The 25,431-nt window shown below is 71.1% G+C and carries 19 protein-coding genes; 11 read left to right on the forward strand and 8 right to left on the reverse strand.

Going from position 1 to position 25,431, the window contains the following annotated elements:
- Positions 1 to 31: 31 nt before the first annotated feature.
- Together ACFU8V_RS01120 and coaBC are read right to left on the reverse strand one after the other, a co-directional pair.
- Positions 32 to 2,242, reverse strand: coding sequence for an ATP-dependent Clp protease ATP-binding subunit (locus ACFU8V_RS01120; protein WP_081811630.1), 2,211 nt, complete (start codon positions 2,240 to 2,242; stop codon positions 32 to 34).
- 85 nt (positions 2,243 to 2,327) lie between these two features.
- Positions 2,328 to 3,527 carry a bifunctional phosphopantothenoylcysteine decarboxylase/phosphopantothenate--cysteine ligase CoaBC gene (coaBC, locus tag ACFU8V_RS01125; protein WP_378868332.1) on the reverse strand — a complete coding sequence of 400 codons (1,200 nt, stop codon included), beginning with the start codon at positions 3,525 to 3,527 and terminating at the stop codon, positions 2,328 to 2,330.
- Between the two features lie 87 nt (positions 3,528 to 3,614).
- On the opposite strand from coaBC, the gene ACFU8V_RS01130 reads away from it, so the two are divergent.
- Complete coding sequence (locus tag ACFU8V_RS01130) at positions 3,615 to 4,313, forward strand: NRDE family protein (RefSeq protein WP_378868335.1); 699 nt, start codon at positions 3,615 to 3,617, stop codon at positions 4,311 to 4,313.
- A gap of 562 nt (positions 4,314 to 4,875) precedes the next feature.
- Here ACFU8V_RS01130 and ACFU8V_RS01135 read toward each other — a convergent pair.
- On the reverse strand, positions 4,876 to 5,844 hold the full coding sequence (locus ACFU8V_RS01135; protein WP_378868338.1) for a GlxA family transcriptional regulator: 969 nt from the start codon (positions 5,842 to 5,844) through the stop codon (positions 4,876 to 4,878).
- A gap of 86 nt (positions 5,845 to 5,930) precedes the next feature.
- Here ACFU8V_RS01135 and ACFU8V_RS01140 point away from each other — a divergent pair, with 86 nt between their 5' ends.
- Positions 5,931 to 6,092: a hypothetical protein gene (locus ACFU8V_RS01140; RefSeq protein WP_164498183.1), complete on the forward strand. Its 162-nt coding sequence runs from the start codon at positions 5,931 to 5,933 to the stop codon at positions 6,090 to 6,092.
- Between the two features lie 38 nt (positions 6,093 to 6,130).
- A complete protein-coding gene (locus ACFU8V_RS01145; protein WP_303709354.1) occupies positions 6,131 to 6,718 on the forward strand; it encodes a hypothetical protein in 588 nt (195 codons plus the stop codon).
- Between the two features lie 4 nt (positions 6,719 to 6,722).
- Here ACFU8V_RS01145 and ACFU8V_RS01150 read toward each other — a convergent pair whose 3' ends face one another.
- Both ACFU8V_RS01150 and ACFU8V_RS01155 read right to left on the reverse strand, forming a co-directional pair.
- Positions 6,723 to 7,949, reverse strand: a complete 1,227-nt coding sequence (locus ACFU8V_RS01150) for a glycosyltransferase (protein ID WP_378871759.1) — start codon at positions 7,947 to 7,949, stop codon at positions 6,723 to 6,725.
- A 5-nt stretch (positions 7,950 to 7,954) separates the two neighbouring features.
- Entirely contained in the window at positions 7,955 to 9,184 is a 1,230-nt protein-coding gene (locus ACFU8V_RS01155) for a glycosyltransferase (protein ID WP_378871762.1), read from the reverse strand.
- A gap of 121 nt (positions 9,185 to 9,305) precedes the next feature.
- Between ACFU8V_RS01155 and ACFU8V_RS01160 the strand changes: the two genes are divergently transcribed.
- A complete protein-coding gene (locus ACFU8V_RS01160; RefSeq protein WP_025102630.1) occupies positions 9,306 to 9,893 on the forward strand; it encodes a hypothetical protein in 588 nt (195 codons plus the stop codon).
- A gap of 100 nt (positions 9,894 to 9,993) precedes the next feature.
- Here the strand turns inward: ACFU8V_RS01160 and ACFU8V_RS01165 are convergent, their stop codons facing one another.
- Positions 9,994 to 13,008: an alpha-mannosidase gene (locus ACFU8V_RS01165; protein ID WP_378868343.1), complete on the reverse strand. Its 3,015-nt coding sequence runs from the start codon at positions 13,006 to 13,008 to the stop codon at positions 9,994 to 9,996.
- 134 nt (positions 13,009 to 13,142) lie between these two features.
- Between ACFU8V_RS01165 and ACFU8V_RS01170 the strand changes: the two genes are divergently transcribed.
- Positions 13,143 to 14,168, forward strand: a complete 1,026-nt coding sequence (locus ACFU8V_RS01170) for a LacI family DNA-binding transcriptional regulator (protein WP_025102633.1) — start codon at positions 13,143 to 13,145, stop codon at positions 14,166 to 14,168.
- Between the two features lie 100 nt (positions 14,169 to 14,268).
- Here ACFU8V_RS01170 and ACFU8V_RS01175 read toward each other — a convergent pair whose 3' ends face one another.
- Entirely contained in the window at positions 14,269 to 15,567 is a 1,299-nt protein-coding gene (locus ACFU8V_RS01175; RefSeq protein WP_378868346.1) for a glycosyl hydrolase, read from the reverse strand.
- A gap of 177 nt (positions 15,568 to 15,744) precedes the next feature.
- Between ACFU8V_RS01175 and ACFU8V_RS01180 the strand changes: the two genes are divergently transcribed.
- From ACFU8V_RS01180 to ACFU8V_RS01195, 4 genes are read left to right on the forward strand one after another with little or no spacing between them, the layout of a single operon-like run.
- Positions 15,745 to 17,046: an ABC transporter substrate-binding protein gene (locus ACFU8V_RS01180; protein WP_126893964.1), complete on the forward strand. Its 1,302-nt coding sequence runs from the start codon at positions 15,745 to 15,747 to the stop codon at positions 17,044 to 17,046.
- 41 nt (positions 17,047 to 17,087) lie between these two features.
- Positions 17,088 to 17,975: a carbohydrate ABC transporter permease gene (locus ACFU8V_RS01185; RefSeq protein ID WP_378868351.1), complete on the forward strand. Its 888-nt coding sequence runs from the start codon at positions 17,088 to 17,090 to the stop codon at positions 17,973 to 17,975.
- Positions 17,972 to 18,904: a carbohydrate ABC transporter permease gene (locus ACFU8V_RS01190; protein ID WP_085605062.1), complete on the forward strand. Its 933-nt coding sequence runs from the start codon at positions 17,972 to 17,974 to the stop codon at positions 18,902 to 18,904. Before ACFU8V_RS01185 ends, ACFU8V_RS01190 begins: the two co-directional genes overlap by 4 nt.
- Positions 18,901 to 22,104 (forward strand): glycoside hydrolase domain-containing protein, encoded by a 3,204-nt coding sequence (locus ACFU8V_RS01195; protein WP_378868354.1) that lies wholly within the window; start codon positions 18,901 to 18,903, stop codon positions 22,102 to 22,104. Before ACFU8V_RS01190 ends, ACFU8V_RS01195 begins: the two co-directional genes overlap by 4 nt.
- A 1-nt stretch (position 22,105) precedes the next feature.
- Here ACFU8V_RS01195 and ACFU8V_RS01200 read toward each other — a convergent pair whose 3' ends face one another.
- Positions 22,106 to 23,038 (reverse strand): endo-beta-N-acetylglucosaminidase H, encoded by a 933-nt coding sequence (locus tag ACFU8V_RS01200; protein WP_378868357.1) that lies wholly within the window; start codon positions 23,036 to 23,038, stop codon positions 22,106 to 22,108.
- Between the two features lie 135 nt (positions 23,039 to 23,173).
- On the opposite strand from ACFU8V_RS01200, the gene ACFU8V_RS01205 reads away from it, so the two are divergent.
- Entirely contained in the window at positions 23,174 to 25,036 is a 1,863-nt protein-coding gene (locus ACFU8V_RS01205; protein WP_378868360.1) for a heavy metal translocating P-type ATPase, read from the forward strand.
- A gap of 115 nt (positions 25,037 to 25,151) precedes the next feature.
- Complete coding sequence (locus ACFU8V_RS01210) at positions 25,152 to 25,430, forward strand: hypothetical protein (RefSeq protein WP_060922290.1); 279 nt, start codon at positions 25,152 to 25,154, stop codon at positions 25,428 to 25,430.
- Position 25,431 lies beyond the last annotated feature (1 nt).

Here is a 25,431-nt window from a genome sequence, read left to right on the forward strand (position 1 = left end):
TACCGGGCCTTTCGTCGTCTGCCGATCCCGATCAGTCGTCGAGCAGCTCGGCCTCGATCACGTCGTCGTCCTCGACCTCCGGCTCGGGGGTCGTCGCGGTGAGCACGAGGCCCGTGCCGTCGGCCGCCACGTCCACCCGGACGGTGTCGCCGTCGTGCACGCCACCCGAGAGGAGGGCGGTCGCCAGCTTGTTCTGCACCTCGGTCTGGATGAGGCGACGCAGCGGGCGGGCGCCGAACACCGGGTCGTACCCGCGCTCGGCCAGCCACGACCGCGCCCCGGGAGTGACCGCGAGCGTGAGGCGACGGTCGCGCAGCCGGTCGTGCAGCTGGTCGACCGACAGCTCGACGATCTGCGCGAGGTCGTCTTCGGTGAGGGCCTGGAACATCACGATGTCGTCGAGACGGTTCAGGAACTCCGGCCGGAACGCCTGGCGCACGAGGGCCATCACCTGCTCCCGCTTCTCCTCCACGGAGAGCACGGGGTCGATGAGGATCGGCGAGCCCAGATTGGAGGTCAGGATGAGGATCACGTTCGAGAAGTCGACCGTGCGCCCCTGCCCGTCGGTCAGCCGCCCGTCGTCGAGCACCTGCAGCAGCACGTCGAACACCTCGGGGTGCGCCTTCTCGACCTCGTCGAGCAGGATCACGCTGTACGGACGGCGCCGCACGGCCTCGGTGAGCTGACCGCCCTGCTCGTAGCCGACGTACCCGGGAGGGGCCCCGACGAGCCGCGAGACCGAGTGCTTCTCGCCGTACTCCGACATGTCGATGCGCACCATGGCGTGCTCATCGTCGAAGAGGAACTGCGCGAGCGCCTTGGCCAGCTCGGTCTTGCCGACACCGGTCGGTCCGAGGAACAGGAACGAGCCGGTGGGGCGACCGGGATCGCTGATCCCCGCGCGCGAGCGGCGCACCGCGTCGGACACCGCCTTGACGGCGTCCTTCTGGCCGATGAGTCGCTTGCCGAGCTCGTTCTCCAGGTGGAGCAGCTTCTCGCTCTCCCCCTGCAGCAGCCGCCCGACCGGGATGCCGGTCCAGGCCGCGATCACGGCCGCGATGTCCTCCTCGGTGACCTGCTCGTTCACCATGCGCGGTTCGCTCGAGGCGGTGGCCTCGGCCTGCTCGGCTTCGGCGATGTCGCGCTCCAGGCGCTTGATCGTCTCGTACTCGAGCTTCGACGCCTTCGTGTAGTCGGCGTTGCGCATGGCGAGGTCGCGCTGGGTGATCGCGTCGTCGAGCTGCTTCTTCAGCTCCCCGACCCGGTTCAGGCCCTGCCGCTCCCGCGCCCATCGGGCCTCGAGTCCGGCGAGCTCCTTCTCGAGCTCGACGAGGTGCTCGCGGAGGGTTCCGAGGCGCTCCTTGGACGCGGCGTCCTTCTCCCGCTTGAGCGCGAGCTCCTCCAGCTTCAGCCGGTCGACCTGACGCTTGAGCTGGTCGATCTCGACGGGAGAGGAGTCGATCTCCATCTTCAGACGCGACATCGACTCGTCGATCAGGTCGATGGCCTTGTCCGGCAGCTGCCGCGCGGGCAGGTAGCGGTTGGAGAGCGAGGCCGCGGCCACGAGCGCGCTGTCGGAGATGGTCACCCCGTGGTGCGCCTCGTAGCGCCCCTTGAGCCCGCGGAGGATCGCGATCGTGTCCTCGACCGTTGGCTCGCCGACGTACACCTGCTGGAAGCGCCGCTCGAGGGCGGCGTCCTTCTCGATGAACTCGCGGTACTCGTTGAGGGTGGTGGCGCCGATGAGCCGCAGCTCGCCGCGGGCCAGCATCGGCTTGAGCATGTTCGAAGCCGCGACCGACCCCTCGCCCCCGCCCGCGCCCATGAGCACGTGCAGCTCGTCGATGAACGTGATGATCCGGCCGTCCGACTCGGTGATCTCCTTGAGCACCTGCTTCAGGCGCTCCTCGAACTGGCCGCGGTACATGGCGCCCGCGACGAGCGCGGAGATGTCGAGCGAGACGAGCTCCTTGTCCTTGAGGGACTCGGCGACGTCGCCCGCGACGATGCGCTGCGCGAGGCCTTCGACCACCGCGGTCTTGCCGACGCCGGGCTCACCGATCAGCACCGGGTTGTTCTTGGTGCGGCGGGTGAGCACCTGGCTGACGCGCCGGATCTCACTGTCCCGTCCGATGACGGGGTCGAGCTTGCCCTCGCGGGCACGGTCGGTCAGGTTGATGCCGAACTGCTCGAGGGCGGACTGCTGTTCCTGGTTCGGGGATCCGGTCTGCGGGGTGGTCATGCGCTCCTCCTGGAGATGCTCCTTCTGAAAGTTGAGTTTGGTTGACTCAAGTTTAGCATTCAGCGGTGAGCGGCTCCACTACCTCTCACCTCTCGCGGGCGACCTCGTCCCAGACGGCCGCCGCCACCTCGCGCTTGGTCCCCGCCGCGGTCCGCGCCAGGGCTCCTCCGCGACCGAGGATGTGCACGGCGTTCTCGCCACGCTCGAAACCCTGCTCCCAGCCGACCTCGTTCACCACCAGGAGGTCGACCCCCTTGCGCTCCTGCTTGCCGCGGGCGCGCGCGAGCAGCTCGGCCTCGTCCTTCGGGGTCTCCGCCGCGAACGCGACGATGAGCTGCCCTTCCCGCCGGGTGTCGACGAGCGCGGCGACGATGTCCTCGTTCTCGACGAGTTCGATCGTGCCGACGCCGCCGCGGTCCTTGGTGAGCTTCCGGGCGGAGACCTCGACCGGGCGGTAGTCGGCCACCGCCGCCGCCATCAGCACGACGTCGGCCGTCGCCGCCTCCTCCTTCATCGCCGCGGACAGCTCGGCAGCCGTGCCGACCCGGACGATCCGGATCTTCGGGTGGCGGGCCTCCGCGAGCACGTCCCCGGCGACGTTCGCCGCGACGAGCGTCACCTCCGCGCCGCGCGCCGCCGCCTCCGCCGCGAGCGCGACTCCCTGGCGCCCGCTGCTCCGGTTGCCAAGGAAGCGCACCGGATCGATGGGCTCCCGCGTGCCGCCCGCCGAGACGACGACCCGCACGCCCGCGAGGTCGCCCGGCGTCATCAGCGCCTGGGCGGCGGCGAGGATCTCCTCCGGCTCGACCATGCGACCGGGGCCGCTGTCGCCGCCGGCCAGTTCGCCGTCGGCGGGGCCGACCACGTGCACGCCGCGGTCCCGGAGCGTCGCCATGTTCGCCTGCGTGGCGGGGTTCCGCCACATCTCCGCGTGCATCGCGGGGGCAACGAGCACCGGCGCCTCGGTCGCGAGCAGCGTCGTGCCGAGGAGGTCGTCGGCGAGACCCGCGGCCATCTTCGCGAGGGAGTTCGCCGTGGCCGGGGCGATCACGACGAGGTCCGCCCCCTGCCCCAGGGCGACGTGCCGGACGCGGGCGACGTCCTCATGCACGCTCGTCGTCACCGGGTGCCGGCTCAGTGCCTCCCAGGTCGGCAGGCCCACGAAGCGCAGCGCACCCTCCGTGGGCACGACGGTCACGTCGTGACCGGCCTTGGTGAGCAGGCGCACGAGGTGCACCGTCTTGTACGCGGCGATGCCGCCCGTGACTCCCACGACGATGTTCACGCCTCGATTCTGCCCCAGGGTCCGGGCGCCCGGGCCGGGGCGGGCGGAGCCGTCCCCGCCCGCCCCGGCCGACCTAGACTCGGAGGCGTGTGCACGGTGGTGATCGACGTCGAGGCTGCGGGATCCGCGCGGCTGCTGGCCGTCCGCGACGAGGACCCGGCCCGGGAGTGGGACGCCCTGGGCGCGTGGTGGCCCGAGGAGTATCCGGGGGTGATCGGCATCCGCGACCGCCGCGCCGGTGGGGCCTGGCTCGCCGTGAACCCCGGCGAACGACGCCTCGCCGTGCTCCTCAACCGCGCCGATGTGCAGGACCTCTCCGCGACCGCGGCCGTCTCCCGCGGCACCCTTCCGCTCGCCGCGGTCACCGGGCGTTCTCCGCAGGGAGCCCCGCCGATGCACGGCTTCAATCTGCTCGAAGTCGGTCCGGAGGGCGCGCGAGTGCTCTCGTGGGACGGTGCTGAGCTGCGGGAGACCCCGATCGAGCCCGGAACCCACATGATCGCCCACGACGACCTCGACGACGAGGAGACCCCGCGCATCGCCGCGTGGCTCCCGGAGTTCCGGGCGCTCGGGCCCGCCGCGGCGAGCGCCGACTGGACGGCCGAGTGGACCGCTCTCCTCGGGTCCTCGGCGACCCTGCCTCCGGAAGACGACCGCGCCATCATCCGGGACAACCGCCCGCACGGGTACCCGACGCAGTCCCTCCTCTACGCGGTCGCCACGGTCACGCCCGCCGGGGTCGACGTCCGCGACGTCACCCTCCCCTCTCCCGCCCACTGGCACTGACCCCCCTCTTTCTCCTCCGCCTCCCTCCGCCCCCTCTCGCGCCGCGGGATCAAAACAGCACCCCCGCCCTCCGCCCGCGGCCCCTTTCTGATCCCGCCCGCCCCGCCGCTTCCGCCCAGGATCGAAAACGCACCACACCGCTCATCCCGCGGGACCTTTCTGATCCCGCACCGATGCGGGCGACCGACCCCTCGGTTGGACGAGATCCGCTGCGGAGCTTGGGGGGCGATGCCCGCCGGGCGGGGCTGGACCAGAATGCCGGGGCCTGTCGCGGGACCGTTCGGCCTGATGCGGGACGGCAAACGCTCCGGATCCGGCCAGGTGCCGCGCGTTCTTGATCCCGCACGACAGCGGGGGACGGTCACGAGGCCGACGGGCAGAAGCGGGACGGAAAACGCCCCGGACGCGGGGCGCTCGCGCACGTTTTCGATCCCGCACGACTGCGGGGGCGGGTAGGGGGGGACCGTGGCGGGACGGAAAGTGGGCCGGATGCGTGGAAACGGGGCACGAAATTGATCCCGCAGGCTGGAATGAGGGGGTGGGACGGGGCGGAAGGGCGGAGTCAGGCGGCGGGGAGGGCGTCGGCGCAGGAGAAGCGGGCGCGGTAGGCGGTGGGAGTCACACCCAGCACGCGGGCGAAGTTCTGCCGGAGGACGGCCGCGGAACCGAAGCCGCAGTCCGTCGCGATGTGTTCGAGCGGGAGGTCGGTGCGTTCGAGGAGACGCTGGGCCTGGATGATCCGCTGCCGGCCGAGCCACGCGGCAGGGGTCGCCCCGTACTCGGCCTTGAAGCGGCGCGCGAAGGTCCGCGGCGACATCAGCGCCCGGGCCGCGAGCTGGTCGACCGTCAGGTCTTCGCGGAGGTTCTCCATCGCCCAGTCGGCCACCACGGCGAGCGAATCCGTGGGCGCGACCGGGATGGGGCGATCGATGAACTGCGCCTGACCCCCGTCCCGTTGCGGCGGCACGACCATCCGACGCGCGATCCGGTTGGTGATCTCCGCCCCGAGCTCCTGTCGCAGCAGGTGCAGGCAGGCGTCGATGCCGGCAGCGGTGCCCGCACTCGTGATGATGCGGCCGTCCTGGACGAAGAGCACGTCCGGATCGATGTCGACGGCGGGGTACATGTCGGCCATCGTGTGGGCGTACATCCAGTGCGTCGTCGCCCGCCGCCCGTCCAGCACTCCGGCCGCGGCGAGGATGAACGACCCGCTGCAGACGCTCATGACCCACGCTCCGCGCGCCACGGCCTCGCGGGCCAGGTCGACGAGGAGCGGGTCGATGTCACCCCAGACCTCGCGCGGCACCGGGCAGAATACGACGAGGTCGGCCTCCGCGGCGAAGGACAGATCGTGCTCCACGTTGATGGAGAAGCCGATCTTGGAGTGCACGACCCCGGGCCGCGGGGCGACGATGCGGAAGTCGAAGTTCAGCACCCCGTCGGCCGACCGGTCGAGGCCGAACGCCTCGCAGGCGACCCCGAACTCGAACGGCGCGAAGCCGTCCTGCACCACGCACGCGACGGTCTTCATCACATCTCCCGGAATGGCAGTTTTCCTACGCACAGCGCCCGATCCGCCACTCGTGGCAGCATCACGCCGAGCGTAGCTTTTCTGCCATGCTACTCCTCATCCTCCTCCTCGCCCTCGCCATCTGGGCGCTCGTCGCCACGTTCGTCGAACTGCGTCGGGACGGCTACCGTCGCACCCCCACCGACTGGAGCCGCGTCGCCGGACAGGACGCCCTGTCGCAGGCCGACCCCGGACACGTCTATCGCTGACCTCCCGACCGTCCGCGAGGAGGGCTACGCTCGGGGGCATGAGCGACCCGCAGCAGCCCGGACACCCCTCGCGCGACGGCGCCGGCGACCCGGCCGCCCCGCCCCCTCCGTCGCTCCCGGCTGAGCCGCAGTACCCCGGCGCCCAGGCCCCCGCCCCGGGGGCACCGTACGCACCCGCTCCCGGCGGCGGCCACGTGTTCCCGACCGCGCCCCCGCAGGCCTTCCCCACGGCGAGCCCGCAGCCGTCACCGACCGCACCCGGATTCGTCCCCGGATCCGCCGGCATCCCGCCCTACGGCACCCCGGCCCCGGGCGCATCCGGCGACGGCCTCGGCCGCGCCGCGTTCACCGTCGCGCTCGTGACCCTGGTGATCGATCTGTTCCTGATCCTGGCGCGGCCCTTCGTCTACATGTCGGACCGGACCTACAGCATGATCGGCCTGATCGAGGGGGCATCGGGCATCCTCACCTTCCTCGGCTACGGGGCGGCGCTCGTGCTCGGCCTCATCGCGGCACGCCGCCCAGGGCCGCGGCTGCTCGCCGGGATCGCCGTCGGCATCTCCGGCGCCGGCCTGCTGACGATGGTGCTGAGCTGGCTCTCGTCGAACTTCTACGGGTTCCTCTGACCGCTCAGGATCGCGGGAGCACCCGCTCGTAGACCTCGATCATGGCGGCCGTCCGCGACGACTGCCGGAAGGCGTCCGCCACGGCGGGCACCGGCTGGGGCGCGGTCCCGTCCGCGATGTCCGCGGCCGCCTGCCGCAGCGTCGCGGCGAGGGCCTCGATCCGTTGCGCCTCGACGGTTCGCCCGCGGGCGGCCGGGTCCGTCGTCGGCACCGCCCAGAGCCCGCCCTGGAGCTCCGCGGCGATGTCGGGGTCGCACACGACGGAGGGCGTGCCGAGGGTCGCCGCCTCGAACGGCGTCATGCCCTGGGTCTCGAACCCGATGGACGTCTGCACGAGCGCATCGGCGGCGGCGATCCGCTCCAGCGTCTGCGCATACGAGAGCCGGCCGGCGAACCGCACGTCCGCACGCCCCGCGACGATGCGTTCGGCCGCGGCGCGCTGTCCGCCGCCGCCGATCACCTCGAGCTCGGCGTCGATGCCCGCGTCGACCCAGGCCTGGAGGAACGGGAGCAGGCGCTTCTCCGGACTCATCCGCCCGAGCCAGACGAAGCGCGGGCGCCCCGGCGTCCGTTCCGCGGGTGCCGCTGCGAGGGTCTGCGCACGGACGTCGTCGTCGATGCCGTTCCACACGACGTCGACGACGCGGGCGACGCCGTTCTGCTCCAGGCGTCGCGCGAAGTGCCCGGACGGGGCCGTGACGGCAGCGGCGCCCGCCGCGAGACCGCGGAGGTACGACCACCCGTCGCTGCCACCGACCGGCACACCGATGCCGCGGAGGGCGGCGCAGCGCCACAGGTTGAGCACGGCGAGCACAGGGCGGTGCAACGGGGTGACCGCGGCCAGCCCCACGTCGACGCGGTTGTGCATCGTGTGCACGACAGGGATCCCGTGGCGGGCGGCGAAGCGGTGCCCGATGAAGGCGCCCCAGAAGTCGGCCTGCACGTGGACGAGATCGACGGGCGGACGGTGTGCCATCGCCCGGTCGAGGACCCGGTCGGTCGCCCGCCCCGGCCAGGTCATCGCGTACTCCCGGTCGAGGGTGATCGGCAGCGACGGGAGGTCGACGTTCCCCTCCGACGGTGCAGCGTCGTCACGCCGTGCGTGCATGCGGGGCGCGACGACCGTCACGAGGTGCCCGGCACGCTCCAGGAACGTCCGCTGCAGCCGCATCGACACCTGCGCCCCGCCGAGGGAGTCGAGGTGCTGATCGGCGAAGAAGACGACGTGCATCCGCGTCACTCGGGCAGCGGCTCGTCGCGGTACAGCGCCTCGAAGGTGTCGAGCGTGCGGTTGATGTCGTGGATGGCCACGCCGTCGAGGGACGCCTTCTGCATCCGCTCGTACTCGCCGGGGGAGGCGGTCAGCACGGCGGTGAGCTTCGCGGCGAGGTCGTCGACGTCTCCCGGCGTGAAGAGGTGCCCGTTCTCGCCGTCCTGCACGAGGTGCGGAAGGGCGACGGCGTCTGCGGCGACGATCGGCAGCGCCGATGCCATGGCCTCCATCGTCGCGATGGACTGCAGCTCGGCGATCGACGCGATGACGAAGAGGCTCGCGCGGGACAGCAGCGCCCGCAGCTCCTCGTCGGTGGTCCGGCCGTGGAAGGTGACCCGGTCCGACAGTCCGAGCTGTGCCGTCAGGTGCTCGAGCTGCTTGCGCTGGTCTCCGCCACCGACGATGTCGAACGTCGTGTTCAGCGCCGGGTCGAGCTTCGTCATCGCCTTGAGGATGACCTCGACCTGCTTCTCCGCCGTCAGCCGGCCCACGAACACGAGCCGGTTCTCCTCGCGCGGGGCGATGACCGGGGTGTACTGGGAGCGGTCGATGCCGCAGCTCACCGGGATGACGCCGCGCACCTCGACCGTCTTCTCCAGGAAGTCGGCGGCCCGACGCGTGGGCGTGGTGATCGCCCGCGTCAGGTCGAAGGTGCGCTTCGCGTCGGCCCAGGCGAACTTGAGCACCAGGTCGTCGACGAACTTCGGCATGGTCGTGTGGTCGAGGATGTTCTCGGCCATGACGTGGTTCGTCGCGATGACCGGGATGCCGCGCTGCTTCGCGATGCGCGCGAGTCCACGCCCGATCACGATGTGGGACTGGATGTGCACGACGTCGGGCCGCACGGCGTCGAGCACCTTCCGGGCGTAGTGCTTGGAGCGCCACGGCCACACGAAGCGCAGCCAGTCGTGCGGGGCCCAGCGCACGGAGGGCAGGCGGTGGAGCGTCATCGGCTCCCCCTCGATGACCTCGGTGCGGGGCGCGGTGCGACGGTAGGCCTGGTTGGGGGCGACGACGTGCACCTCGTGCCCGCGCTGCACGAGTCCGGCGGCGAGACGCTCGGCGAAGCGGGCGGCGCCGTTGATGTCGGGGGCGAACGTGTCGCACCCGAGGAGGATCTTCAACGGACGGGGCTGTACGGCGGTGGCGTCGCGCGACGCATCGATCGGATCGTCGGAGGAGGTCACAGAGATGCCTAACGGGGTGGCGGCCAAGGAGAAGCCCTGGTCGGGCGGTGGCAACTCTACCCGAGGGCCCTGTCCCCGACGCCGAGCCATACCGGCATCCTTCAGCCTCGGCCGATACCGTGAAGCCATGCGACTGCACGCCGACGCCGACCCCCAGCTGTGGATCCCCGTGACGGACTCGCTCGGGTGGAGGGGACGCCGGCACCGCAAGGCCGCGATCCGGATGCTGCTCGGTCAGGTGAACGCCGCGGTCGGCGCGACGGAGCGCCCCGGTTCGCGGTTCGGAGCCTGGGCGATGAGCCAGGCCGCGCCGATGCTCATGAAGAAGGCCGACGGCCGGGTCCTCGCGTGGACGTGGAAGGCGGAGCCCGACCTCGTCGTGGCGATGGCGACCGTGCAGGCGCTGACCCCCGACATCCGGATCGCCCGCGCGTCGATGCCGATGGAGTACGACGACACGACCTCTTTCCCGACCCGGCTCGGCGTCGGCGAGAAGCTCGTGGTCCCGACCCCGCCCTCACCTTCGGCGCCACCTTTCGCGACCTACACCTGGGACACCGGTACACATCTGGTGACCCTGACCGCCGTCTGCAGCGACCGCGAACGCTTCGGCACGCTCATCGGCGCGCTCGACGAGCTGGCCCGCAGCCTCCGTATCGCCGACGACCTCACCGGCGGTGAGTCGCCCGACGTCCTCCGCCTCCCGCCCGCCTGAGAGCGATCCCGCCCGGCGGGATGAGAAACGCGCCTCCCGAAGGGCGGGGAGGCGCGTTTCTGATCCGGCGCGGCGCGCCCGGCGCGAGGAGGCCGGGGGCTCAGCGTGCGATGCGGAGCGTGCGCACCTCGAAGGGGCGGAGGTGGAGGGCGCCGCCGAGGCGGGGCGCCTCGATCTCGTCCTCGATCAGGCTCACCTCGCGCACCTCACGGTGGTCGAAGCCGACGGAGAGCTCGCCGACCGCCCGACGCCCGAGCGCCTCGTACACCCGGACGATGACGTCGCCGGAGCCGTCGTCGGCGAGCTTCACGGCCGAGACGACGATCCCCTCGCCCGACACCTCCACCAGCGGCTCGACCTCGCGCTCCCCGCGGATCACCGTGGGTGTGCTGTTGAGGCGGATACCCTCGGCGGTCGCGATCGCGGCGTCGGCACCGATCACGAAGCCGACCTCGATCTCATGGAGCCCGTGGTCCGTATCCGGGTCGGGGAACCGCGGCGCCCGCAGCAGGGAGAGCCGCACGGTGGTGGTGACCCCGTCCTCGCCGACCTCGCGCGTCGTGTCGTACCCGTAGATCGAGTCGTTCACGAGGGCCGCACCGAAGTCCTGCTCGCGCACCAGCACGAAGCGGTGCATCGAGGTCTCGAACTTCGCCGCCTCCCAGCTCGTGTTCGTGTGGGTGACGCGCGCCTGGTAGCCGAACTGCGTCTCGGCTTCGGTATGCGACGCCTGGATGTCGAGCGGGAACGCGAGCTTGAGCAGCTTCTCGGTCTCGTGCCAGTCGACCTCGTTGCGCAGCAGCACCGTGCGCGAGTCGGGCGCGAGGAGGATGGTCTGCGTGATCGTCGACTCCGAGAAGGGACGCACGACGACGATCTGCGCGACACCGTTCACGAGTGATGCCTCGATGGACGAGACCGCGGTGAGGTCATCGACGCTGTTGCGGTAGTAGCGGTCGATGTCCCACGCGTCCCACATGTTCGGGAAGTCCTGGTGCACCTGGAACAGGTTCGCAGCCTTGCCGGGCGCGACCGTCTCCCGCCCTGTGGCCTTGTCGACGGCCGAGACGATCAGCCCCTCGGCCGAGACCAGCACGGACACGAGTTCGTTCTCCAGGCGCCATCCCGGGTGGGTCGCTGAGCCTGCCGAAGAGTCCTCGACGAGCGAGACCGGCCCTTCGACGGGTTCAGGGACCCACGAGGCGCCGAGCGCGCGCCCCCGACCCACCGAGGTCGGCTCGAACCGCAGCTCGCGGTCGCCCTCCCCGGCGAGCGACCGGCGCGCGGCGTCGGCGATGTCGCGCGCATCCGACAGCACGTCGGACAGCACGGCGACGGCCTCCCGGTGCACCCACGCGATCGAGGTGCCGGGCAGGATGTCGTGGAACTCGTGCAGCAGCACGGCCTGCCAGAGCCGGTCGAGCTCGGCCTGCGGGTACGCGGCGCCGGTGCGCACGGCGTCGGTCGCCGCCCACAGCTCGGCCTCCACCAGCGCGTGCTCGGCCCACCGGTGCAGCGCCTTCGTGGCGTGCTGGCTCGTGAGCGTGCCGCGGTGCAGTTCGAGGTAGAGCTCGCCGACCCACACGGCGGGGTTCGGCAGCTCGGCCTTGGCGGCGTCGAAGAACACGTCCGGGTGCTCCCACACCACCTGCGCGCTGCCCTCGAGGTCGCGCAGCCGCTCGGCCTTGCCCGTCATCTCGCGCGTCGTGCCGCCGCCGCCGTCACCCCAGCCGACCGGGGCGATCGACCGCGAGCTGAGGCGGTTCTCCTTGAACTGCCGCGAGGCCTTCGCGACCTCCATGCCGCTCAGCTGCGAGTTGTAGGTGTCCATCGACGGGAAGTGCGTGAATACCTGCGAGCCGTCGATGCCCTCCCAGAGGAAGGAGTGGTGCGGGAAGACGTTCTGCTGGTTCCAGGAGATCTTCTGCGTGAAGAACCACTCGAACCCGGCACGGCGCATGAGCTGCGGCAGGGCCGGCGAGTAGCCGAAGCTGTCCGGCAGCCACACGCCCTTCGACCGGAGGCCGAACTCCCGCTCGAAGAACCGCTGCCCCTGCGAGAACTGCCGCACGAGCGACTCCCCCGTCGGCATCACGGTGTCGGACTCCACCCACATGCCGCCGAGGGGCAGGAAGCGTCCGGCGGCGACGGCGGCCTTGACCCGCTCCCACACCTCGGGACGGTGCTCCTTGATCCAGGCGTACTGCTGCGCGCTCGACATGCCGTACTGGAAGTCGGGCTGCTCCTCGATGAGCGTGGTCATGGACGAGGTGGTGCGCGCGACCTTGCGGATCGTCTCGCGCACCGGCCACAGCCAGGCGGAGTCGATGTGCGCGTGGCCGACGGCCGAGATCCGGTGCGCACTCGCCTCGGCCGGAGCGGCGAGCACGTCCGCGAGCCGTGCCCGCGCGTCGCCGGCGGTCTCCACGATGTGCTGCAGGTCGAGCACGTCGAGCGCGTCGTCCAGGGCCTGCAGGATGCGCATGCGGCGCGGCGACGTGGCAGGGAGCTCCGCCTGCAGCTCGAACAGCACCTCGAGGTCGAGCGACAGGTCGAACACCTCGGGCTCGAACACCGCGAGGTCGAGGCGCCGCAGCCGGTACAGCGGCTCCTTCGAGGAGGTGAGGACGTCGCCCTCCTGGGTCGGCAGGAAGGGGTGGTAGTCGAGGAGCACAGGGTTGGACGCGCCCTCCAGGTAGAGCTCGACGGGCTCATCGCCCGCCGCCGTCTCCACGATCGGCACCCACTGGTTCCGCGGGTTGATGCTCTTGATCGGCGTGCCGTCCGGCCGGTAGGCGAGGGCCTCGCACTGGAACCCCGTCATGTTCACGTCGAAGCCCAGGTCGATCAGCGCCTCGACCCGGCGCCCGGCCCACTCCGCGGGCACCCGACCGGTGAGCTTGAACCACGTGGTCCCCCAGGCCGGGCCCCACAGCTCGCCGACCGCGGCCGGGGCGAAGGAGAGCGCCAGGCCGTCCGCCGGGGCGATGGGCTCTCCGGGGAGCTGATGCGCCTCGACCGTGAGGGGAACCGCGGCCGAGTGGATCGCGGGGCGGATGCGCTCGTCGAGGACCCGCTTGACGCGGCCGACGGTGAGCGAGGTGTCGTCATGCATGATGGGGTTCTCCGGGCTCGACGGTGAGGGATGGGGTTCGATGCGCGTCGCTACTAAAACGATCTAGCACGGGAGTCTACGGCACGTTCTCCGCTGCTTTCGAGAGGCTAAACCGATCAAGTAGGGTGATGCCTATGACCCCGGGGAAACGCGTGACCATCGCGGATATCGCGCGCATGGCCGGCGTCTCCCCCGGCGCCGTCTCGTTCGCCCTCAACGGTCGCCCCGGCGTGAGCGAGGAGACGCGGCAGCGCATCCTCTCGATCATCGAGGAGCATCACTGGCAGCCGAGCTCCGCCGCGCGTGCCCTCGTCGGCGCCCGCGCCAACGCGGTCGGATTCGCCCTCGCCCGCCCGGCGCGCTCCCTCGGCTCCGAGGCCTTCTTCACCGACCTCATCGCCGGCATCGAGTCCCGCCTCTCCGAGAGCAAGGTCGGTCTGCAGCTCCGCCTCGTCGCCGACATCGACGAGGAGATGGAGGTGCATCGGCAGTGGCGCTCGTCGAATCAGGTCGACGGCATCATCCTCATCGACCCGCGCGACGACGACCCGCGCGGCGCGCGCATCACGGCCCTGGACGCCCGCGCCGTCATGATCGGCTCGAAGCCCTCCCCGGACGGCGCGGTGCCCAGCGTGTGGATCGGCGACGACACCGTCGCGGAGACCCTGTTCTCCTACCTCGCCGCCCTCGGTCACACGCGCATCGCCTACGTCGCCGGTCCGGCCGAACTGGAGCACACCCGCCTGCGCGCCGAGGTGCTGGAGCGGATGGCGGCGGACGGCATCGCCGGCGAGGTCATCACGACGGACTTCTCCCCCGCCCGCGCCTCCGCCGTGACGCGCGCGCTGCTCTCCGGCCGGCAGCGCCCGACCGCGATCGTCTACGACAACGACGTGATGGCCGTCGCCGGCCTCCGCGTGGCGCAGGAGATGGGCCGGGCGGTTCCCCGCGACGTCTCCCTCGCGTCGTTCGACGACTCCGTCATCGCAGGACTCATCAACCCGTCGATCACCGCGATGACCCGCGACACGTTCGAGCTCGGCGAGCAGGCGGCCACGCTCCTGCTGCAGCAGATCGAGGCCGGCACCACGCTGCCGAGCGTCCAGGGCCCGACCCCGGTGCTCACCGCTCGCGAGAGCACCGCGCCACCACCCCGCTGAGACCCCGCCTCCCCGCCCACACCCCGGGCTCTTGACGCACGCACCCCGGGGTCTCGACGACAACCCGGGGTCTCGGCGACTCCGAGACGTGGGAAGAAACTCAGACGACGGTGTTGACGGAGGCGTAGCGCGTCACGGCGGACGGGGCGGGGTGGATGAGGCGGCGGATGCCGCGTGCCTCCAGCGCCGCGGGGTCCTGTGCGGTGCGGGAGGTCACCAGGGCGGGGTCCTCACCCGCGGCGCAGGCGTCGACCCAGGCCTGGAAGACCGCGCCGCCGGGGCTCAGCGCCGCCCGGCTCACCGGCACCTCCTGCTCGTCGACGTCCACGACGATCGCTGTCGGACGAGCCGGAGCCGCGGTGCGGGCACGCAGCTCGGGGATGAGCTCCGCGAACCGGCGGCCGAGGGGCTTCGCCGCACCCTCCTGGTCGATCAGCCCGAGGGAGTACTCCAGCTCCGGGAAGTCGGCGAGCTCCCGGCTCACGTCGTGCGAGCACCACCAGGTCACGCCCCAGAGGTTCTCGGTGCGGAGAGCCGAGCGCACGGTGGCCTCGAGGAATCCGGGCATCTCGCTCTCGTCGAGGCAGTTCGAGGGGGCACCCACCTCCTGCAGCCAGATGGGCCGGGCGGGATCCGTCGCGAAGGCGCGGGAGAGCTCGATGAGGTACTCGGCATGACGGTCCGCCGCGACGGAGCGCCCACCGTAGCGCTGCGCCGTGCCGTTGAAGATCCAGGAGTGGATGGTCGTCATCGCGCCGAGGCGGGAGGCATGCGCCGGCGTGAACCCGTGATCGTCCATGTACCAGACCGCGTCGTACTCGCTGTGCACATGCGGCAACCCCGGAGCGCCCCGGTCCGCTGCGGCGAGCAGCGCCTCGATCCAGGCGCCCGCCTCATCCGTCGTGACCGGCCACGGCGAGGGGTGGGTGTGCGCGGAGAACTGGTTCGTCTCGTTGCCGAGCGTGAGCCCGAGGAAGTTCGGGGCGTCCCGCAGCGCGCCGGCCAGCCGCTCCACGAGCTGCGCCTGGCCGTCCAGGGCGCTCGGATCGGTGAACATGTTCCGGTCGTGCCAGGTGTACAGCCAGGACGGGACGAAGTCGAAGCTCGACAGATGCCCCTGGATGACATCGACGCTCGCGTCCAGCCCGAACTCGGCGGCGATGTCGACCATGGCGCGCACGTCGTCGATCGCCTTCGCCCGGATCAGGGTGCGGTTCGGCTGCAGGATGGTCCAGAGCGGGAATACGCGCACGTGGTCGAGGCCGAGCGCGGCGAGGGCCGCGAAGTCGCGGCGCACGTCGTCCGGGGTGAAGTCGAGCCAGGAGTGCATCCAGTCCGTCGACGGCGTGTAGTTCGCCCCGAAGCGGAGTGGGGCGTCGAGAGCGCCGCGCTGCGTCATGTGTGCACCTTTCGGACCGTGCCCTCCCGCGAGGACATGTCGCACCACTATAACGCTTGAGCATCAGCCTCGATAGGGATGTCTTGACACCGACCGCATCCGATGGTTTCATCTGCTAAAGCGCTGTAGTCCCTCCGTCGGACCGCGCCGATTCGCCCGCCTCGAGGAAGAAGCACGATGAAAGTTCCCGCACGCATTGTCGCTCTGGCAACCTTCACGATCGGCGCCCTGGCGCTCGTGAGCTGCACCGGAGGCGGCGCCGCCTCGGACGGCGCCGGCCCCATCGACACCTCCGGCGAGCTCAGCGGAACCATCCAGTTCCAGACCTGGTCGCTGAAGAACGAGAAGTTCACCCCGTACTTCGAAGACCTCATCGCCGCGTTCGAGGAGGAGCACCCGGACGTGACCGTCGAGTGGCTCGACCAGCCCGGCGACGGCTACCAGGAGAAGATTCTGAGCCAGGCGAACGCCGACACGCTGCCCGACGTGCTCAACCTGCCGCCGGACATCGCCTACCCCCTCGTCGCGGCGGGGAAGCTCGTCGACCTCGACACCGCGGATCCGGACCTGAAGGCGACGTACAACGCCGGCGCCTGGGACGCGTACAGCCAGTACCCCGGCGTCGAGGGCACCTATGGCCTGCCCTGGTACCTCTCCAGCGACGCGTCCTGGTGGAACCTCGCCCAGCTCGCCCCGTACGGCGTCACCGAGGAGAACCTCCCGACGACGGTCGACGAGCTGCTCACGCTCGCGAAGGACGTCGCCACGGAGTCCGGCGGCAAGGTCCAGCTCCTCTCCTCGATCCCGGCGCTCGACACCTTCACCGCCGCCGGCATGGAGGTCATCAACGACGAGGGCGAGTTCGACTTCAACACCGATGAGGCCGCCGCGATCATCGAGCAGTACGCCGACGCCTACGCGGCGGGCGCGATGCCCGCCGAGGCACTGACCGGCGACTACGGCGGGAACGCGGAGGCGTACATCCAGGAGAAGGTCGCCTTCACGACCGGCGGCACCGGTTTCACGACCGATCTGCAGAAGGACGCCCCGGCACTGCTGGAGAACACCGTCGCCACCCCGCGCCTCGGTGTCGCCCCGCTCTACGTGCAGGGCCTCAACGTCTCCGCCGACTCCGACAACAAGGAAGCCGCACTCGCGTTCGCCGAGTTCGCGACGAACGAGGAGAACCAGGTCGCGTTCTCCTCCCTCGCGGTCGGCACCGCCCCCGGCACGGCCGACGGCGGCGACCAGGTGGTCGAGAACATCGCCTCCTCCGTCACGGACGAGAAGCAGCTCGCCGCGATCGACACCGTGTTCGGCGCGATGAAGGACGCCAAGGCGCTGCCGTTCCAGTGGACCTCGGACATGGCCACCTACATGACCCAGCAGATCGCCCTGGCCGTGAACGGCGAGGCCGACGCCAAGACGCAGCTCGACAAGATCGTCGAGTACGCCAACGCGAACCGCGTGGACCAGTGAGCATGCGCGCGGACACCGGCACCCGGCAGCGGAGGTCGACGATGAGATCCCACAAGTGGTTCACCCCGTGGCTGCTCCTCGCCCCCGCCGTGATCTGGGTGCTGGTGTTCGCGCTCTGGCCGTTCCTGAACACCGTCGTGCTCAGCTTCACGGACGCCCGCCCCCTGCGGACCCCGGAGTTCGTCGGCGGCGCGAACTACGAGCGCATGTTCGGCGACGAGATGTTCTGGAACGCGCTGACCACCTGCCTCATCTACGTGGTCGTGTGCGTGCCGCTGCTCACGATCCTCCCGCTGCTCCTCGCCCTCCTCGTGCAGAAGAAGCTCCCCGGCATCTCGTTCTTCCGCACCACGTTCTACTTCCCTGTCATCGCCTCGGTCGTCGTGGTCGCCCTCATCTGGACCTGGCTGTTCGACAGCCGCGGCATCATCAACCAGACCCTGGAGTTCCTCGGCGTCATCGACCAGCCGATGGCCTTCCTCGTCGACCGCTGGCTGCTGCTCGGCTGCGCGATCCTGCTGACGGCGTGGAAGGGACTCGGGTACTACATGGTGGTGTACCTCGCCGCCCTGGGGAACGTGGGCAAGGAGCTGCACGAGGCCGCGATGCTCGACGGGGCGAGCTCCTTCCGCCGCTTCCTCTCCGTCACGATCCCGTCGGTGCGCGGGGCGATGCTCCTCATCGCCGTCCTCATCGCGGTGTCCGCCATGCGCGTGTTCGCCGAGCTCGACGTGCTCTCCAAGAGCACGGGCGGCCCGGGCGGCTACGACATGTCGCTCGTGATGCTCATCCGGCAGGTGGGCTCGGGCCTGAACGGCAACATCGGCTACGCGTCCGCGATCAGCGTGGCGCTGTTCCTCCTCACGCTCGTGCCGCTCGCGGCGATCGCGTTCATGAACCGCGAGAAGAAGGCGAAGGTCTCCGCATGACGACTCTGACGACGCCCCCGGTGGAGAGCACTCCGCCCGCGGAGGAGGCACCGCGGCCCGGCCGCGAACGCATCTTCCGCCGCCGCGGTTCCGGCGACTTCAGCAAGCCCACGCTCGGCGGACTCATCGGCCGGTACGCGCTGCTGCTGTTCGTCCTGTTCCTCGTCATCGGCCCCTTCGTCTGGCAGCTCTCCACCTCGTTCAAGGGACCGCAGGAGAACATCTACTCCTTCCCGCCCGAGCTCATCCCCCGCGATCCGACGCTGCAGAACTACACGAGGGTCGCCGACATCGTCCCCGTCTACCTCTACGCCTGGCACTCGCTGCTCGTCTCGCTCGGCACCGTGCTCAGCAACGTGATCCTGGCCACGTTCGCCGGCTACGCCCTGGGCTGCATGCGCTTCCGCGGGAAGTGGATCGTCATGGGCATCCTGCTGTCCACGCTGCTGTTCCCCGGCGAGGTCACGGTCACCAGCAACTTCCTCACCATCCGCGCGCTCGGGCTCGCCGACACCCTGTGGGGCGTGTTCCTCCCCGGAGCGATCAGCGCCATGAACGTGCTGCTCGTCGCCACCGCGTGCCGCATGATCCCGAAGGACGTGCTGGACGCGGCCACCGTCGACGGTGCGACCACGTGGCAGCGCATCCGGCACATCGTGTGGCCGAACATCCGCGGCATGGTCTCGGTCGTGGCGATCTTCGCCTTCATCGGCGCGTGGGACGACTACCTCTGGCCGCTCATCGTGCTCTCCGACCCGGCGAAGTACACCCTGACCGTCGGCATGGCCTACCTCAACAGCAGCTTCTCGGTCGATCCGCGACTCATCGCCGCCGGCACCATGATCGCGCTCGTGCCCATCGTCATCATGTTCTCGTTCACGCAGCGCTTCTTCTTCAAGGGCGTGCAGGAGGGTGCGCTGAAGGGGTGAACGCGCCGCTGCTCCGCCCGGCCTCCGGTCCCGCGGATCCTCCGTCGTCGCGCCCGCACGCCGGAGTGCTCCCCGGAGTCGTCTTCGCGTACACGTTCGACCCCTCCCGCGGGGCGCAGCGGATCGATGTCCCCGGCCTCGACGGCATCGCCCTCACCCCGGACACCGTGCTGCACTGGGCGTTCTACGCCGACGGCCCCGCCGCGACCCTCGCCCCCTGGGCCGCGCTCGCGGTCGCCGTCGACGTGCGGAGCGCCGACGGCAGCCGGCTGAGCGACATCGCCGCCGTCCGCGACCGCTACGACTTCCCGCTCACGGCCGAGGGGCAGTTCGCCGCCCGGTGGAGCATGCCCGAGCAGTGGAACGCCGACAGCGTCGCCCTCGCGCCCCTCGCCGTCGGGAGGGGCACGGGCACGGTCGAGCTCGTCTTCGGTACCGCCGATCTCGCGACCGCGCCGGATGTGCCCGCCGAGGTCAGCGGCTTCGTCCAGGTCCGCGTCGAGGAGCGCCCTGGCCCCGGCGATCTCCCGCCCGTCGAGCGGGTCGACACCCGGCGCGGCTCCCACTCCGGCCCCCGCTTCTCCCGCGGGAACACGATCCCGGCGGTCGCCGTGCCGCACGGCTTCACCTTCGTCACGCCCGCGACCGACGCGGCGGATCCGCGCTGGCCCTATCGCCCGTTCGTGCACGACGATCCGCAGGGGCGGCGTCTCGAAGCCCTGCAGTTCTCGCACCAGCCCAGCCCGTGGATCGGCGACCGCTCGGTGCTCCAGCTCATGCCGTTCCGGGGGACGCCGACGTCGGACAGGGCGGCCCGGCGTCGCTGGATCGTCCCCGAGAGCGAGCGGGCCCGCCCGCACGAGTACGCCGCGGACCTCGGCGACGGGCTGCAGGTCGAGATGACCGCGACCTCGCATGCCGCCGCGTTCCGCGCGCGGTGCGACGACCCGCACGCCGCCGTGGGGTTCGTGATCGACCAGCTCACGGACGACGGCCGACTCACCTTCACCGACGCCGGCTTCGAGGGCTGGATCCCCGAGGGGCCCGAGGACTGGGGGAACGCGCCGCGCTGCTACTTCGCCGGGACCGTGCACAGCGCCTCGGACGTCGCTTGCGGCGCCCTGGACGACGACGGACGCGCCCAGGTCGCGGGCTTCGTCCGCGCCGGGGGTGCCATCGAGGTGCGGGTCGGGGTCTCGTTCCTCTCCGTCGCGCAGGCTCGGCACAGCCTCGCCCTCGAGGCCCCTCCCACCGTTCCCTACGACGAGCTCCGCGCCCGCGCGGCCACCGCGTGGAACCGCCTGCTCGGACGCGTGACGATCCCTCCGCTCCCCGAGGCCGAACGTCCGTTCCGCGGCCTGGCCGACGAGGAGCAGCGCGCCCGGATCGCCGCCGCACTCCACCGGATGCACCTGTATCCGAACACGGCGGCGGAGAACGCGGGCACCGCGGAAAAGCGGGAATGGCGGTTCGCCGACGTGTTCGCGCCCCGGACCGCCTTCGGAGAGACCACCACGGGAGCGCCGGTCGCGGAGGGCGAGCTCGTCGTCAACAACGGCTACTGGGACACGTACCGCACCGAGTGGCCCGCGCTCGCGCTCCTCGACCCCGCGCTGGCCGGGCGCCTGCTGGACGGGCAGCTCGCCCAGTATCGCCGCGGCGGCTGGATGGCCCGCTGGAGCGCCCCCGGGTACGTCGACAGCATGGTCGGCACCTCGAGCGACCAGATCTACGCCGACGCCGCGCGGTGGGACGTGCCCTTCGACCGGGAGACGGCGTTCGAGAGCGGGTGGCGCCACGCGTGCGAGCCGGGACCCGATCCGCGACGGGGTCGCAAGGGCATCGGCCGCGGGCGCTTCCTCGGCTTCATCCCGTCCGATGTGCCGGAGGGGATGAGCTGGAGCATCGAGAACGCCGTGAGCGACGCCGCCCTCGGGCGGTTCGCCGCCCGGCTCGCGGCATCAGCGACGGACCAGGCCGCGCGCTATCGGGCCTTCGCGCGGTACTTCGCGAATCGCTCCCGCGCGGCGCGCGTGCTCTTCGACCCGGCGTCCGGATTCTTCCGCGGTCGCGCGGCGGACGGCTCGTTCGCGCCGGATTTCGATCCTCGGGTCTGGGGTGGCGACAACGTCGAGACGAACGCCTGGGGCGTGTCGATCGGCACGGTGCACGACGGGCCGGGACTCGCGGCGCTGCACGGCGGGCGGACCGGACTCGGCCGGCACCTCGACGCCCTCTTCGCGGAGCCGGAGACCGCCGACGAGCGCTTCGGCGGTGCGTACGGCACGGTCATCCACGAGCAGCGCGAAGCCCGCGCCCAGCGGTCGGGCATGTGCGCCCTGTCGAATCAACCGGCCCACCACATCCCCTTCATGTACGCCTTCAGCGACCGGCCGTGGCACAGCGCGGGCCTCGTGCACGGCCTCGCGCGCCGCCTCTTCGCCGGTGCGCACATCGGCCAGGGATTCCCCGGCGACGAGGACAACGGAGAGATGAGCGCCTGGTGGCTCTGGGCCGCGCTCGGCCTGTATCCCCTGGAGCTCGCGGCGGGGTCTCTGCGCATCGGGTCGCCGCTCTCGGACGACATCCGGGTCGCACGCGGAGACGGCTCGTCTCTGCGCGTCCGCTCGCGACGGAGCTCCCCCGAAGCCCATGTGTTGGAGGAGGCACGACTGGACGGACGCCCGCTGCCCACCGCCGACCTCCCGATCGACGCACTCCAGGGAGATGCGGTGCTCGAGCTCGTGTTCGGCACGGACCCGGCGCGCGCGCTGGAGAGCGGGGAGGACGCGCTCGACGCGGAGCCGTGGCACCGCGACCTCACGGGCGGAGAGGGAGAGGCCGTCGCCTCCGCGGATGTCCGCGAGGCGCGGCGCCTGTTCGACGATGGCGACCCGCGGGGTGACGAGGGCGTCCGGCTGCCGGAAGGCTCGTGGGTGGGCTGGCGATTCCCCTCACCCCGCGGCCTCACCGACATCACCCTCACGAGCCGCGAGCCCGTCGCGGCCGGTGTGCTGCGCGGGGAGGTGGAGGGGGCCGACGGTCGCTGGCACCCGCTCACCACGACGCACCTCGAAGACCTGGCGCCCGATCGCACGACGCCGTTCGCTCTGGAGACGCGGGTCGTGACCTCGGCCGTCCGCATGCGCGCGGAGGCCGGGGCCACGCTCCGTCAGATCGAGCTTTTCGATCTGGACTGACTCACTGCGCCGCTGCGCGGTAGACGGTCGCCTCGCCCTTCAGCGCCTCGGTGATGCCGGAGAGGTAGGCCGACTGGTTCGTCGCGGTGAGGTTGTATGCGACATAGACGCCGTACCCGTCGGCCACCGTGCGCTGAGCGAAGTCGGCGGCCGTCGTGGCACTCGTGTTCGCGAGGTCGATGGCCGCGGCGCCGAGCCGACCACGGTCGTCCAGGCCCGGCACGGTGGGAGCATCGTAGGTCGGGTAGTACGGGTTCCAGGCGTGATCGAGCACGCTGCCGGCGTCGAAGAGGCCGAAGTCCGTGGTCGTGTAGGACGGGCCGATTGCATACAGCGTGATGAGCTTTTCCGGCCCGAGCCGGTCGCGCAACGCAGAGGCCAGCCAGCCGAAGGACTGCGGGTTCGGCTGCGGGGTGTCGTTCGCCCCGTAGTTGCTCCACTCGTCGTCGAAGTCGATGCCGTCGAGGCCGTAGGCGGTCACGGTGTCGGCGAGCTGCGCGGCGAAGGCGTCGGCATCCGCGTACGACGTGAAGTTCGCGAAGCCGGCCCCCTGGTGGTTTCCGAGCACCGACAGCAGCACCTTGGTGCCCTGGGCCTGCAGCGGACGGATCTGGTTCTGCGCATCCTGCAGCGTCTCGGTGACCCGGTCGTTGAGGTGGAGGACCGCCTGCTCCCCGTCGTAGTTGATGTTCGCGGCGAAGATCATGGCCAGATCGACCGCGGGACGGCCCGACTCGGCGAGCGTGTAGTCCGCGACGTTCGCTAAATCGTTCGAGTTCACCTCGACGTAGACGGCGAGCTTCGGGTCGGCAGCGGCGGCATCGGCGACCGCCGCGGTCGAGGCGGCGAGGGCGGCGGCTCCGGCGGCGGCGAACGCCGCTGCTGCCGCGATACCTCTTCTCAGGCGGGACGATCGTGCGGGTGAGGAACTCATGACGGGATCTTCTCCTTCGGCGTCGTTGTCGAGATCGGGTCGCGACGTCGCGACTCGCAGCCGACTATATCGCTTAAGCACAGGTGTCGGAAGGGGATGCTGGCGGTGCGCACCGATTCCGACGATGCTGGACGCATGCGCGCCCTCCGACTCCTCTGGCGGTATCCGGTCATCACGCTCACGGTCCTGGTCTTCGCCGTGGTCGGGGCGCTCCACGCCGCAGGCGAAGAGACCATCGGCCGATGGGTCGCGACGATCTTCGTGGCTGCGGTGGTCGTGTGGACGCTCATCGGCATGGTCCGCGACGTGCTCCGCGGCCACGTCGGACTCGACATCCTCGCGGTCGTCGCCATGGTGGCGACACTCGCGGTGGGCGAGTACATCGCGGCGCTCATCATCGTCCTCATGCTCTCCGGGGGCGAGGCGCTGGAGGACTTCGCGGGTCGCCGGGCCAAGCGCGACCTCTCCGCACTGCTGGATCGCTCGCCGCGCAGCGCCCATGTGCTGACGCACCCCGAGGATGCGGACTCGGACGCGGCGAGGGAGGTGCCGGTCGACGATGTGGCCGTGGGCGCCGTGCTTCTCGTCCGCCCGGCGGAGATCATCCCCGTGGACGGTGAACTGCTCACGGACAGCGCGTCGTTCGACGAATCCTCGCTCACGGGCGAGAGCCTGCCCGTGACGCGCGGCGCGGGCGACGAGGTGCTGTCTGGCGCGATCAACGGCAGCCGGGCCATCCGCCTCCGTGCCCTCCGCACCGGCGCCGACAGCCAGTACCAGCAGATCGTCGCCCTGGTCGCCCAGGCCGAGTCCTCCCACGCGCCCATCGTGCGCCTCGCCGACCGGTTCGCGGTCCCGTTCACCGCCGTCGCGCTCGTGCTCGCGGGGACGGCCTGGGCGCTCTCCGGCGACGCCACGCGGTTCGCCGAAGTGCTCGTGCTGGCGACGCCCTGTCCCCTGCTGATCGCCGCTCCCGTCGCCTTCCTCGGCGGACTCTCCCGGGCGGCGAAGTCGGGCGTCATCATGAAGAGCGGTGCGGTGATCGAGCAGATCGCGCGCGTGCGCTCCGCGGCGTTCGACAAGACCGGGACGCTCACCCAGGGGAGGCCGGAGCTCGTCGACGTGCGTCCGGCACAGGGCTTCGATGCGGATGAGATCCTGCGACTCGCCGCCTCGGCCGAGCAGTACTCCTCGCACGTGCTCGCCGACGGCATCCGCCGCGCCGCCGCCGCCCGAGGCCTGGCGCTGCACGGGGCGACGGAGGCGAGCGAGACCGCGACGAACGGGGTGTCCGCGACGATCGGCGGCCGCGCGGTTGTCGTCGGCAAACCGGCGTATGTGGCGTCCCTCGCTCCGGACACCGTACGGGCGGAGCTCGCGCCGGGACAGGCCGCCGCCTATGTCGCCGTGGACGGGCGGTTCGCGGGGGTCCTGGTCCTCGCCGATGCCGCCCGCCCGGAGGCGCCGGCCGTGATCTCGTGGCTGCGGACGCACGAGGTCGACCGGCTCGCGATGCTGACCGGGGATGTGGAGACCACCGCGACGTCGATCGGACGGCAGGTCGGGATCGACGAGATCCACGCCGAACTCCTGCCGCCCGAGAAGGTGCGTCTGGCCGCCGAGATGCAACCACGGCCCGTGCTGATGGTCGGCGACGGTGTGAACGACGCGCCGGTGCTGGCAGCGGCCGACATCGGCATCGCGATGGGCGCGAAGGGAGCGACGGCCGCCGGGGACGCCGCCGACGTCGTCATCCTCGTGGATTCGCTCGCCAAGGTCGTCGACGCCGTCGCGATCGGACGGCACACCCTCCGCGTCGCCCTCACCGCGATCTGGATCGGGATCGGGCTGAGCGTGGGGCTGATGGTCGTCGCGATGACCGGCGCCATCCCCGCGGTCGTCGGCGCGCTGGTCCAGGAGCTCGTCGACCTCGCGACGATCCTCTACGCCCTGCGCGCGCTGAGCGGCCCGCCGAGCGATCTCCGCCCCTCCGCCTGAGCGCTGTTCCTGCACCGCACGCGGTTCCGCCTCTCCCGTCCACAGGTCCCGTGTTCGCGATCCTGTGGACGCGGAATACCGTGACAGCCTGAGGCCCCGGACTCAGACTGGAGGCATGACCGTGGACGACCCGCAAGTATGGACACTGATCGGCGTCTTCGCCGCCGTGATGCTCGGCGGCATGACGCTCATGACGTCGCAGCTCAGTCGCGTGATCCGTGCGGAGGTGGACCGCATCGACGGAACCCTCTCCGCACGGATCGATCGCATCGACGGCACCCTCTCCGCACGGATCGACGGCCTCGACGCCCGGCTCGGACGCATCGAGACGAAGGTCGACGATCTCGACAGGGAGCTCACGAACCTCGCGACGCGGTTCTGGCGCTCGCAGTGAC

It is taken from the genome of Microbacterium sp. NPDC057658, from assembly GCF_042799975.1.
Lineage (GTDB): Bacteria > Actinomycetota > Actinomycetes > Actinomycetales > Microbacteriaceae > Microbacterium.